This is a genomic window from Pseudobacter ginsenosidimutans (assembly GCF_007970185.1).
Classification (GTDB): Bacteria; Bacteroidota; Bacteroidia; order Chitinophagales; family Chitinophagaceae; genus Pseudobacter; species Pseudobacter ginsenosidimutans.
In genome coordinates this window covers 7,713,861-7,726,936 of the sequence record NZ_CP042431.1, presented here as the reverse complement: position 1 = coordinate 7,726,936, position 13,076 = coordinate 7,713,861, and the positions used below count along the sequence as shown (strand labels likewise).

General features: G+C 48.8%; 7 protein-coding genes. 6 read left to right on the top strand and 1 reads right to left on the bottom strand.

From position 1 onward, the window contains the following. The first annotated feature begins 198 nt into the window (after window positions 1–198). Window positions 199–2,724 (top strand): T9SS type A sorting domain-containing protein, encoded by a 2,526-nt coding sequence (locus FSB84_RS30300; RefSeq protein WP_130543626.1) that lies wholly within the window; start codon window positions 199–201, stop codon window positions 2,722–2,724. 355 nt (window positions 2,725–3,079) lie between these two features. Here the strand turns inward: FSB84_RS30300 and FSB84_RS30295 are convergent, their stop codons facing one another. Beyond that, the gene (locus tag FSB84_RS30295; protein WP_207234329.1) at window positions 3,080–3,226 is read right to left on the bottom strand and encodes a hypothetical protein; all 147 of its coding nucleotides are present in this window, start codon (window positions 3,224–3,226) and stop codon (window positions 3,080–3,082) included. Window positions 3,227–3,680: 454 nt separating this feature from the next. Between FSB84_RS30295 and FSB84_RS30290 the strand changes: the two genes are divergently transcribed. The 5 genes from FSB84_RS30290 to FSB84_RS30270 all read left to right on the top strand — a co-directional run bounded on the left by FSB84_RS30290 (window position 3,681) and on the right by FSB84_RS30270 (window position 13,063). Further along, window positions 3,681–5,900 (top strand): GH92 family glycosyl hydrolase, encoded by a 2,220-nt coding sequence (locus FSB84_RS30290; RefSeq protein WP_130543627.1) that lies wholly within the window; start codon window positions 3,681–3,683, stop codon window positions 5,898–5,900. A gap of 115 nt (window positions 5,901–6,015) precedes the next feature. Continuing rightward, window positions 6,016–9,162 carry a SusC/RagA family TonB-linked outer membrane protein gene (locus tag FSB84_RS30285; RefSeq protein ID WP_130543628.1) on the top strand — a complete coding sequence of 1,049 codons (3,147 nt, stop codon included), beginning with the start codon at window positions 6,016–6,018 and terminating at the stop codon, window positions 9,160–9,162. 20 nt (window positions 9,163–9,182) lie between these two features. Next, the gene (locus FSB84_RS30280; protein WP_130543629.1) at window positions 9,183–11,018 is read left to right on the top strand and encodes a RagB/SusD family nutrient uptake outer membrane protein; all 1,836 of its coding nucleotides are present in this window, start codon (window positions 9,183–9,185) and stop codon (window positions 11,016–11,018) included. 18 nt (window positions 11,019–11,036) lie between these two features. Further along, the gene (locus FSB84_RS30275; RefSeq protein WP_158644189.1) at window positions 11,037–11,750 is read left to right on the top strand and encodes a DUF3823 domain-containing protein; all 714 of its coding nucleotides are present in this window, start codon (window positions 11,037–11,039) and stop codon (window positions 11,748–11,750) included. Beyond that, the gene (locus FSB84_RS30270) at window positions 11,747–13,063 is read left to right on the top strand and encodes a glycoside hydrolase family 71/99-like protein (RefSeq protein WP_130543631.1); all 1,317 of its coding nucleotides are present in this window, start codon (window positions 11,747–11,749) and stop codon (window positions 13,061–13,063) included. The genes FSB84_RS30275 and FSB84_RS30270 overlap by 4 nt, the downstream gene beginning before the upstream one ends. Window positions 13,064–13,076: the final 13 nt, after the last annotated feature.

Sequence of the window (13,076 nt, the reverse complement as noted above, 5' to 3'; positions counted from 1 at the left end):
GTTTACCATTATTGGAACCGGCATTCATGCAATGGTTTAACCCGGGTAGCCCCGGTAACAATCGAATAACAATTGGATACTCCGGCGACATTATTGGAGGGTTCAGCCGGTTTCCTCCCCGGTTCCGCTGTTGCGGGCTTTTAAATTGATCAATCTGGTTGTCAATTAGAGGCAAATTGACAAATCGATCTGATGAAAATGAAATCAGCCTTAAGCCTCTTTTTCCTGCTTTCCTGCTGTCTGCTGGCGGAGGCGCAGCAGCCATTCTGGAAAACATATCCTGTCCCCAACCGTCCGCAGCAACTGACAGACCTGGTAGAAGCAGGTAATGAAGGTTATGCATTCATACGCGCCAATAGTTTCGTGCTGACAGATAAAAATGGAATCCTGCAAAAAGAATGGATGCCTGCAGCCTTTGCAGACCTGCCCTTTGAAAAGCTGATCAGAACAAGTACCGGAAAATTTGTGATCACAGCCAACAGTATTGGATTGCCAGGTTTCTGGGTGTTCATTTTGTCGGCAAATGCAGAGCAGGAAAAAGTATACCAGTACCAGTTCAATGAAAAGGTGAGGTCTGTAAGGATCTTCCCTGCGGCTAATGGGAACTTCTATCTCACCTATGTGAAAGAGATGGAAGAAAAGCCTGAACGACTGCATATCCTCTGCCTGAATGAATCAGGACAAACGATCTGGAAAACGGAAATAGCGGAGGGCCTGTTCTTCGGTTATTCATTGCAACCAGCAGAGAACGGAGGACTGGAGATCGCCTATACAACACCTGATGAAAGAAAATTGAAAGTAGTCACTGTGACTGCAAGCGGTGATCGCAGTGAAAAACAATTTGCCACACTGTTCATGAACGGAGAGTATTACCTGCCTATGTTCTTTTGCAAGAGTCCCGATGGCGGTTACCTGTTTGCCGCCACTGAAGCGGTTTTCAGTTTTCTGGGGAATTCTGATCTCCTGTTCCTGAAAGCCCGCGCCGATGGAACCACTGAGTGGACCAAACTGGTTGATATCAGCATGAATGATGATATGGCGGGGATCCGGCATGATGCCAATGGATGGTATGTGTTATCAAGTTCCGGATGGAACGCCAATTGGTATGACCTGGAAGGCGGCACTGATCTTGTTTTGAGTCGATTCAACTGGCAATGCGAACTGCAATGGAAAAAAGCATTCGGAACAGCCGGCAGCAATGAATCCGCCAATACGCTGCTCCTTACATCCGATGCCATCCTTGCCGGCGGATGGGCCAGGCTCCCGGGGCAGCCCGATGCGGCGCCACTGCTGATCAAAACCAATTTGAATGGGGAACTGCAGGATGCACCTTTCCCTTATGCCATTCAACCAGCAGCATCGCTGAAAAATTTACCTGTACCACTGAATACCGTAACGCAGGAAATAGTGCATACTCTCAACCTGCCTGGCGGTGGCTATATTGCCACAGTAAAACTGATAGGTGTAACCGAAGATGATTACATGGCCTGCCTCATCAGGATAAATGCAGCCGGGGAATTTGAATGGGTAAAGATGCTGAGCGACCTGGCTTCCAGTCCCGGCAGGATCTGCGTATCATCTGATGGGAATTTCCTGGTATTGCTGACGGAATTCGATTCAGGCTTCAGCATCGACCAGGTACTGAAATTGAGGCCCGATGGAACAGTGATCTGGCGCAGCCAGGTCTGGACACTCAATGTTGATGATATTGCTCCTTCGAATGATGGTGGCTGTTATATATCAGGTGCAGAGAGCGAGGGTTTGATGCAATACAATGCCCTGATCATGAAATTGAATACCGATGGATCGGAAGCCTGGAGAAAACCCCGCGCCTTCTTCCGATACAATACAAGAGCGAATAAGATCAGTGTTACACCGGACCAGCGACTGGTAGTAACAGGAGAAGCAACAAGGACCGATGGGACCGGACAAGGGGGAATTTACCTGGCACAAAGCACGCTGGATGGAGATGTTATCTGGGCCCGTGTATTTGTGCGCCCCGATACCGTGCTGGCGGCACAAAGCCTGCTGGCCACAACTGATCTGCACTACCTGGTGGCTGGCTATGCGGAAGCAACGTTGTCAGGTAACCGGGATGCGCTGCTGATGAAAGTTGACCGCTGGGGCACACCCACCTGGACCAGGACCTTGGATATTTATCTGACGGATAACAGCAACAGCCTGTTGGAAAGAGGAGATACGGCTTACTGTCTGGCTGGTACTACCGGCGAACCAATATTCGGCACCAGGAAGAAATATGGATTCCTCGCCAATATCCGGAAAGACGGAACTCCGAATGGTATTAAGTATTATGGGAATGGCTATCCCGAATTCTCCATCAGCAATTTGTTTGAAGCCTCTGCCAGCCGCCTTCATTTTATTGGTAACAGGGAGGAACAGTATGGAAATTCTTCTATTTATTTCGGAACCCTGGATCAGATCGTGCTTTCAGGAAATGATGTGAATTTGAATGATGGAGTAAGGATATTCCCCAATCCCGCAAAAGGAAAAAGCTGGCTGGAACTGAACAACAGGTTTGCAGGTGACATTCGCATATTGATTACCGGTATAAATGGTTTGCCGGTAAAAAGTGTAATAATGAAAAAACAGACAAACAGCCTGGTAATACCGTTGAACCTGAATCAGGTGCCGGCAGGCGTTTATCAGGTAGTGATATGGATGGGAAAGACCCGGGTGGTAAAGCAGTTGGTGATGCAGCCTTAATCTTGTACTACTAGTATTAACATATGACAATTGAATGTTGTGATTGGTGCAGTTTTGCACCCATAACATTCCATTTATGACTATACTATTCCCACAACAATCAACAATACTCACGAACATCCGGCGTACAGGAAAGCAGGCCCGGACATCAGTTCCTGGTACCCCCTGCATACCTCCCGCAGCACCTTTTCCCCAGTATTTACCCCATTCAGCAGCAACTAACCATACACTCCTGGCGCTTTCCTGTGGTTCATTCTTCTTGTTTTCAGTTAGATATATTCATCAAAGCACTAATCACCGATCATTTCCAGAATTCCCTCATTTCGTATGACCATCATCCCCTGTCTGTCTTCGGTTATCCCCCGGTAGCGGACTTGCCGGTGCCAATGGAGCCGAGTAATCCTACCACACCTGTATGGTTTATTATCAGGTTGATATCCCGGATGGCCCAGGAGCTGCTGTACCTGTGTGAGAGCTTCCCGATCTTTGGAATAGTACTCATAATAAGTATATGATGAATGAGTGTTTTGGTTCAGGGCAATACAATGCTGTATGCACCCTTATTTGAAATAGGGGGGATTAGCATGCAAAAAAACGAGACAAATTGTATATTCGGTACGCAGAGACAATCCCACCGCCATTCCTTTATTATATGTCCTTATTAAAAGGACCAGCCCGGTTCCGGAAATTCATTTTTTCCGGCAGGAAGTTTTTTTTGCCGGCCTGAACGCCGCTCATTTGCCTGAAAATTTTAATACAAAGGAACTATTTTGAAATTTTTTTTGGCGTTATGAGCTTATTATGGGCTTTGTTAAGAGCCCTGTTAATGCACCAAAGCTATTTTGCTGACGATAACGATGCCATTGCTATATGAAAAGGAACCATCCCGGGGACGGGATAGTTTCATGTAGCCGACCGGTGTCGTACCAAAGCTTAAACACCAGAATCACTGCTTCATGAGATTAGCCCCGTTTCTGCAACCGGCCCTCACATGCTGCCTTGTTATTGCCATTACCCTGGCAAAAGGGCAATCCGTTTCCAATCTTAAATATATCGATCCCCGTATCGGCAATGTGGGCGCACTGCTGGAACCTACCCGGCCGCTTACCCATCTTCCCAATCAACTCATCCGTTTCACCCCGCAGCGGAAAGATAATTTCGATGATCAGATCAGTTCTTTCCCGCTCACGCTGGTGAGCCATCGCCTGGGGCAGGTATTCTCCGTTAAGCCATTTGTTAAGCCTGTTAATGCAGGCTCCTGGGCGCAGCTCCAGACCTGGGATAATGATCTTGAAACCGCCAGCCCCTGGTTCTATTCCACTTACCTGATTGACGAAGACATCACCGTTGATTTTACACCCGGCCGCAAAGCCGGGATCTTCAGGTTCCGTTTTCCCGCCGGTTCTGAACCATCCCTGCTTTTCGGAAACTATAATCAGGGTACGAACGAATACCGTTTCTCCGGCCACGAGCTTACTGGTATCGAAGTATATCACGGCGATATCAAAGTATTCCTCTACGGAAAGTTCAGCGTTGCCGGTAAAAGTGGAATAGTAGAAAATGGAAAAATGGAAAACAGGAACTACGTTTCTGGCAACAATACAAAAGCCTTCGTTCAATTTCCCAAAGGAACGGCCATCGTGGAGTTTCAATATGCCCTCAGCTATATCAGTGCAGAACAGGCGAAAAAGAATTTCCTGTCTGAACTGAATGGAATGGATTTCGATGGCCTGCAGGAGCAGGCCAGGCAGATCTGGGAGAAAACATTTTCACAGATCCAGGTGGAAGGTGGCTCCGATGCACAGAAAAGAAGTTTTTACTCCGCACTCTACCGCTGTTATGAAAGAATGGTAGACATCACCGAAGATGGCGCCTATTTCAGCGGCTTTGATAAACAGGTTCATAAGGATGAGAGAACATTCTACACAGACGACTGGGCCTGGGATACCTACCTGGCGCATCATCCGCTCCGCATCATCCTTAATCCCGAACAGGAAGCAGACATGCTGCAATCCTATGTGCGCATGTACCAGCAAAGCGGCTGGATGCCCACATTCCCTGTGCTGTTCGGAGACCATGCCTGCATGAATGGATTCCATTCAGGTATCAGCTTCCTCGATGCTTACCGCAAAGGCATTACCAATTTCGATGTGAACAAAGCCTATGAAGGTATGAGGAAGAATGCCACCGACGCCACCATGATCCCCTGGGTGAACGGTCCAAAGACCGCACTGGATGATTTCTACCATACCAATGGCTGGTTCCCCGCTTTGCATCCCGGCGAAAAAGAAACCGAGCCCAAAGTGCACCCCTTCGAAAAAAGACAGGCAGTTGCCATCACACTCGGACATAGTTATGACGACTGGGCCCTGAGCGAACTGGCAAAAGACCTCAACAAAAAAGACGATGCCGGTTTCTTCTTCCAGCGCAGTAAGAACTATCACAACCTCTGGCATCCTGAAAAACAACTCTTCCTGCCGAAGGACAATAAAGGCAACTGGATCGATATCGATCCTAAATTCTCAGGAGGTCCCGGTGGCCGCGATTACTACGATGAAAATAACGGCTACACCTATGCGTGGCAGGTACAACAGGATATTCCCGCCCTCATTCAAATGATGGGGGGAAAAGAAAAATTTGAAGAGAAGCTGGACCAGCTCTTTCGCGAAGGACTGGGCAGATCGAAATACGAATTCTGGGCCACGTTCCCCGATGCAACCGGACTGGTTGGACAATTCTCCATGGGCAATGAGCCGAGCTTCCATATTCCTTATCTCTACAATTACACTTCCTCTCCATGGAAAACGCAGAAGCGCATACGCTTTTTGCTGGATGCATGGTTTGGCGACAATGTATTCGGCATTCCCGGTGATGAGGATGGGGGAGGGATGAGCGCTTTTGTAGTGTTCTCTGCCATGGGCTTTTACCCGCTTACGCCCGGCAACCCGGTGTATACAATCGGCAGCCCGCTCTTCAGTAAAGTGAGCATCAATCTCACCAATGGAAAACAGTTCACAGTAAATGCCAATAATTGCTCTGACCTGAACAAATACATCCAGAAAGCAACCCTTAACGGAAAAGATTTACATACTCTCTGGTTCTCACACCAGGATCTCATGAACGGAGGAACCCTTGAACTGGAAATGGGACCTAAACCAAACAAACTTTTTAATTAACCCGAAAAACTGCTGCTATGCCATTCGAAACACCACTGCTGCCACCTTAACAACATCAACCGATTTCAACACACTGCTTATGTGATTTAATCCTTAATTCTTATATCAAAGTATTATGAAAATTCTACAATACGCACTGCTATTGATCTGCTTTGTTCCGCTGTTTGCCGCAGCACAGCAGAAAACAATAACAGGTAAGGTAACCGATGCACAATCCAGTCAACCGTTGAGCGGCGTAACGGTGGCATCGGGTACAGGCAGAACTTCTGTAGTTACCAACAATGAAGGGAACTACAGTATCACCATTCCTCAGCGGGCTACGCAACTCATTTTTTCCTATGTGGGCATGAAGCCTGTTACAGAAAATATCGGCACGCGTTCCGTGATCGATGTGAGTATGTCTGCTGCCGACTCCAGCCTGGAGAATGTTGTGGTGGTAGGTTATGGCACACAGAAAAAAGCCACACTCACGGGTTCCGTCTCAGTGCTCAAGAGCAGTGAGATAGTGGTCACCAAGAACGAGAGCGTGGTGAACATGCTCACCGGTAAGATCCCCGGTCTCCGGATGGTGCAGCGTACTGCCGAGCCAGGCGGATACGAGAACACCTACGATATCCGCGGTTTCGGTTCTGCCCCACTGGTAGTGATCGATGGCGTTCCCCGCGGTGGTTTTGAAAAGATGGACCCCAACGAGATCGAAAGCATCTCTGTGCTCAAAGACGCTGCCGCCGCCGTTTACGGGGTGCGGGCCGCCAATGGTGTGATCCTCATCACCACCAAAAAAGGGAACAGGAACGGCAAGTTCGATATCAATTACTCAGTGAACCTCGCCCTCCAGCAATTTCTCGGCATGCCTGAAGGTGTTGGACCGCTGGACTTCATGATGTTGTCTAACGAAAAAGCAAAACGCGCCTTCGCCAACAACTTCATCAGCAATGTGAAGCCTGCTTATTCTTATGAAGACATGCTCCCCTGGATGGAAGGGCGATTCCAGGCTACCGACTGGATCGGTTCCACTTTCAACAAAACTGCTCCGCAGGTTCAGCATAATCTCAATATCAGCGGCGGTACAGACAAAGCTTCCTACTTCTTCAACGTAGGTTACATGAAACAGGATGGCGTACTGAAAACAAACGATATCAATTACAACCGCTATAATTTCCGCTCCAATATCAACCTGAAGATCACCAATGGCCTGCGTGCACAGGCGCTGGTGAGCGGACATATAGATGAGAAATACCAGCCCTACCAGGAAATGTGGACACTCTTCAAGTACACCTGGAGTATGATCCCCATCAAACAGGCCTTCGCCAATGGCAATCCGCTCTATCCTTCCGTGATAGATGATAATGCCAATCCACTGGTGATCACCGATGCTGATAAGGTGGGCTTCAGGAAAAGAACACAGAAGAATATCCAGGCACAGCTCAGTCTCGAATACGATATCCCTTATGTAAAAGGACTGAAAGCAAGAGGCATGTTTAACTACGGCTACAATATCGACGACAATTCCGAGTACAAGAAATCATACACGCTCTACACTTACGAACCGGATCTTGATGTGTATCACGCCTCCACTGTCAACAATCCTCCCAACCTGCTCAGGCAGTATTACAACAACCAGTCTACCCTTTCACAACTGGGATTGAACTACGCGAATACTTTCGCCGGTGATCACAATGTTACGGCTATGGCATTGTTCGAGGAAAGCTATTCAAAGGGTGATAATATTTTTGCCAGCCGCAATATGCTGCTGCCCGTGGATTATTTGTTCGGTGGAGAAGATGAAAAAGAAAAAGGAAGCACCTATCCCAATGGGGTAAGCGAAGTGGTGACACAGGCGGTGGTTGGTCGCGCTACCTACGATTTCAGGGGCAAGTACCTGGCTGAATTCACCTTCCGCTACGACGGCTCCAACAAATACAAACCCGGCGCTAACCAGTGGGGCTTCTTTCCTGGTTTCTTTGCAGGCTGGGTAGTGAGCCGCGAGCCCTGGTTTGACAAACTGGTGAATCCCAAATACATCTCCAACCTGAAGATCAGGGGCTCTTATGGTATCACCGGTGATGATGGCACCACAGGCTTTCAATACATAGATGGTTTCAACTATCCTACCATCAATCCAAATGACAACAGTATCTACGGCTATCTTTTCAATGGCCAGTTCATAAAAGGTTCTGCCATGCGTGATGCCGTTAACCCTAATCTTACCTGGTTCACCGCACATACTTCCAATATCGGGCTGGAGTTCACCACCCTCAATGGCAAACTTGATGTAGTGGCCGAAGTGTACAGACGCGACCGTAAAGGATTGCCTGCCCGCAAAACTGTGGCCATTCCAGGAACTGCAGGTATCGAGCTGGCGCAGGAAAACCTTGATAGCGACAGAACGCAGGGATGGGAGCTTCAACTCACCCATCGTAACCGCATCAACGATTTCGGTATCAATATCACTGGTAACTTCAGTCAGGCGCGCACACAAATGCTCGATGTGATCCAGGGCCGTGCCGGCAATGAATTTGAGAACTGGAAAAGCCAGCGCAGCAACCGCTTCACCAATATCTGGTGGGGTAAGGATTATGCAGGCCAGTTCACCAGCTATGAGCAGATCTACAATCATAAAGTGAACACCGGTGGCGGTAACAACAATGTGATCCCCGGTGATTATTACTACCAGGACTGGAATGAAGATGGTGTGATTGATGGAAGGGATGACCATCCCATCGCTACCAGGGATATCCCCCTCGTGAATTTTGGCCTGACCATCGGCGTTACCTGGAAGGGGATCGATTTCTCTGCACTCTTTGCAGGCGTTACCGGTGTGAACATCATGTACGAAGAGCAGTTCCTGGAACCGCTTATGTACGACCGCAGCGCCCTCACGCAGTTCCTCAACAGCTGGCATACAGTAAATCCAGATGATAATGTGTTTGATCCGAATACAAAATGGGTGCCCGGAAAATATCCTGCCATGGGCTCGCCAAAGCCTGAAGGAACGAAAGCCGTTCAGGATGGTTCCTATGTTCGGCTCAAATCTATCGAGCTGGGATATACGCTTCCGCAATCACTGCTGAAAAGGATCAGCATGAAGAACTGCAGATTCTATGTGAATGCCTACAACCTGCTCACATTTACCAAACTCAGGAACAGTGATCCCGAGCATCCTGGTCAGCAACCCGATGCAGGTTTCCAATATGGTTTGGGTGGATACAAATATCCGCTGAACAGGACCTTCAACGTAGGTGCGAGCATCACTTTTTGATACAACGAAAAATATTACGGATGAAAACCTTACATAAATTCTATTGCACACTCATCGCGCTGCTGCTGGCAGTGAGTTCCTGCCATAAGCTGGACATCAAGCCGGTGAACGTGCTGAACGACGATCAGATCTTCGGCAGCGAGGCAGGGATCAATACATACCTGGCACAGGTTTACCGGAAACTGCCAATCGAAGATTTCTCTTACAGGCCCGCCGGCCGCGATGGATGGGGATTCAATCTCCACCACGAATGGGAACATTTCTGGCATCTCGGCGCCGGATGTGGTGAAATGGTAGGCCCCTGGGGCGGACTGGATTTTGCCGGTGGCTTCGGATACTGGCCCTATGCCGATATCCGCGCTGTGAACTATTTCATAGAGACCCTTCCCAGGTATTCAGACAAATATGTAGGCAACAAAGTGAATGAACTCCTGGGTGAAGCCTATTTTCTCAGGGCCTATTATTATTTCGCACTCGTGAAAAGATATGGCGGCATTCCCTACATCACAGTAGTGCAGAATTTTCCGCAGCAAACAGTGGAAGAACTACAGGTACCGCGCAACAAGGAAGAAGAATGCTGGAACTTCATTGCAGAAGACCTCGACAAAGCCTGGAGCATGATGCCTGAAACCAGCGTGAGTGGCCGCGCCAACAAATATGCGGCGGCAGCACTCAAGTCAAGGGCCATGTTGTATGCAGGTTCCATCGCCAAATACGGTTCACTCAATTTTGTGGAAGGCGATGCAAGAGCCCAGGGATTTGTTGGAATTCCTGCCGATAAGGCGGAAGACTTTTTCAACCGCTCATGGGAAGCAGCCAAACTCCTGGAAGCAAAATACAGTCTCTATCAGAAAGAGGGCGACAAAGAACTCAATTATGTAATGACCTTCCTGGATAATAACAGTCCGGAAAATATCCTCGTACGTGATTATTCCGTTCCCGGAAATAATGCGCATAGCTGGGATGCAACATTTTCTCCGCGTTTCATGACAGCCGATGGATTGAGCCGGGCTTATCCCACACTGGAGCTGGTGGAGCGCTGGGGTGTGTTGAATGTGATCAACCCAGACGGTACACCCAAACGCTACGATGATGTGGTAACGCTTACGCAGGGCCTGGAGCCGCGCCTGCTGGCCACTGTATACTTCCCCGGCACCACATTGCGCGGGCTGAAGTTTGATGTGCGTCGCGGGATCTATCCTTCTTTTTCCGGAACTGCAGCGGCAGAAGTTGCAAAGCCCGATAACCAACGCAACATGTTTACCGCTTCCGGTCAGGATGCCAAATACAATGATGAGATGCAGATCATCGGTATGACCGGCATTTCCACTTCCACCGATCAGTGGACGCGCACAGGCTTCTACGTTAGGAAGTATATCGATTTCAGGCGTCCGCAATCTGAAGTGGGGCTCTTTACCAGCACTACGCACTGGATAGAATTCCGCTATGCCGAAGTGCTGCTCAACCGCGCGGAAGCTGCTGTTGAGACCGGTAAAACAGAAGATGCGATGAACTGCATCAATCTGCTCCGCACCAGGGGTGGCGGCGCTACGCTCTCACAGGGAGAGGTAACCGTAGAATCCGTCAGGAACGAAAGATGCAAAGAGCTGGCATTCGAGAACCATTACTGGTGGGATATCCGCCGCTGGCGCACTGCCGATGTGATCCTCAACAACCAGCGCTTCAAAGGACTGTTGCCATACTATGTGTATGACGAGAAAAAATTCATCATGCTCAGGGAGCAGGAAACCTTCGGCAGGAATTACAATTTCGAGAAGAGAGCTTATTACGAACCAATACCCGGGGGAGAACTGGCAAAGAATCCGAATCTCTATCCCAACAATCCTAATTACTAATATCAAATGCTACGAGATATGAAACAGTTGATAACAATGGCCGGCCTCCTGATGGTATTGGGATTCACTTCCTGCCTGAAGAAGGATAATCTCGATGGCCCCAATGCTTCACTGGAAGGCAACTTCTTTGTGGCAGGCACCAAGAACAACTTTCAGACAGCTACCGGTAGCATACAGGTAAAGCTGGAACAGTTGAGCTGGAGTGAAACACCTGCGCCACAGGAAATACCCAGTAAGATCGACGGCACCTACAAGAACTCGAAACTGTTCGGAGGTCATTACCGCGTAACACCCTATGGTGGCGCTTTCTGGCCGGTATTGCCCATCGAGATCGATATCAGCGGCGGTACTAAACAGGATTTTGAGCTGACGCCTTATACCGAGATCAACAATTTCACCGTGCAGCTGGATACCACCACATTGAAACTGCGGTTCGATATCAGCGCTCCGGTGGAAGCAGGTATGCCTACGATCACGGAGATCCAGCCATACCTCAATACTACCAGCATGGTAGGGCCCGGCGCTTCGATCTACGAGTTCTCAGACATGAAGAAGATCACAGTCAATAAAGAATGGGCTGATATGACCCCGGCGGATAAATCGCCTGAGATCACCATCGAGGGCCTTTTACCGGGAAGGATCTTCTATGTGCGTGTGGGGGTTCGTTACAACGACAGTTACAAGAGCTCCAACCTGAGCAATATCATCCAAATTAAAGTTGATCAAAAATGATAAGGAAACTCACATTGGCTTTGCTGGGCATAGCGCCAATGCTGGCGCTATGCTCGAAGAGCAATGTAGAACAAGGGAAAGAAGACAAGCCGGCCGTCATGGGGCAAGCATATGACACCACCGGCTTGTTCTTCAAATCTTACAACAAACTGGTGATGGCCGGTTACCAGGGCTGGTTTGCCGCCGAAGGAGATGGAAGCAATCGTGGCTGGTACCACTACCAGGGACATGGAGGATTCTATCCCGGCAATACCAATGTCGATTTCTGGCCGGATATAACGGAGTACACTAAGCGATATAAGTCGCCTTTCAAATTCGCTGACGGAACAAACGCGTACCTGTACAGTCCATTCGATGATGAAAGCGTGGACCTCCATTTCAAATGGATGAAAGACTACGGCATCGATGGCGTGCACATGCAGCGTTTCCTTGGCGAAGTGAAAGCGACCAATCCCTCCGGTAAAAGGCATTTCAATACAGTATTGGGACATGCTTTGAAAGCAGCCACTAAATACCGTCGCGCTATCAGCGTGATGTATGATCTCAGCGGCTCATCATCTTCCGATATGCATTACCTGGTGGAAGACTGGAGAGAACTGCAACAATTGTACGGGCTCAACAATAATAAGAAGCAACCTGCCTATCTCTATCACAATGGCAAGCCTCTGGTCACCATCTGGGGTGTGGGCTTCAATGATGGAAGGAAATATTCCATCGCCGATGTGAGCAAACTGGTAGACAGTATCAAGGGTAAAGAGAACAAATATGCCGTGATGCTGGGTGTGCCTTATTACTGGCGTACACTTGGTTCTGATACAGAAAAATCATCTGCACTCCATGAGCTGATCAAAAAATGCGATATCGTGATGCCCTGGGCGGTAGGCCGGTTCAATTCGCAGCAGTACAATGCCCGCAATGTGTACGATGATATCCAGTGGTGCAAGACCAATAAGGTGGATTATGTGCCGCTTGTATTCCCCGGCTTCAGTTGGGGCAATATGCACAAGGATCCAACCATCTATCACCAGATACCGAGGCTGAAAGGGGATTTCCTCTGGCAGCAGATCTTCGGTGCAAAGGATGCAGGCGCGCAATCACTTTATGTGGCCATGTTCGATGAGATCGATGAAGGCACGGCCATCTTCAAAACAGCGCTGGAAAAGAACACACCGCTGAACGGGGATGCCGGGCTGAAATTCGTGGGCATCGAAAATGAGCTTACATCCGATTATTATCTCTGGCTCACCGGCCAGGGTGCTAATTGGTTCCATGGCGCATCGGGCTATTCCCGCGCCAAACCGGTTCGTAACTAACAGTAAACGTTAT

Excerpts from the sequence above, each read along its gene's own strand:
- FSB84_RS30300 (WP_130543626.1), top strand. The coding sequence starts at position 199 with ATGAAATCAGCCTTAAGCCTCTTTTTCCTGCTTTCCTGCTGTCTGCTG.
- FSB84_RS30295 (WP_207234329.1), bottom strand. The coding sequence starts at position 3,226 with ATGAGTACTATTCCAAAGATCGGGAAGCTCTCACACAGGTACAGCAGC.
- FSB84_RS30290 (WP_130543627.1), top strand. The coding sequence starts at position 3,681 with ATGAGATTAGCCCCGTTTCTGCAACCGGCCCTCACATGCTGCCTTGTT.
- FSB84_RS30285 (WP_130543628.1), top strand. The coding sequence starts at position 6,016 with ATGAAAATTCTACAATACGCACTGCTATTGATCTGCTTTGTTCCGCTG.
- FSB84_RS30280 (WP_130543629.1), top strand. The coding sequence starts at position 9,183 with ATGAAAACCTTACATAAATTCTATTGCACACTCATCGCGCTGCTGCTG.
- FSB84_RS30275 (WP_158644189.1), top strand. The coding sequence starts at position 11,037 with ATGAAACAGTTGATAACAATGGCCGGCCTCCTGATGGTATTGGGATTC.
- FSB84_RS30270 (WP_130543631.1), top strand. The coding sequence starts at position 11,747 with ATGATAAGGAAACTCACATTGGCTTTGCTGGGCATAGCGCCAATGCTG.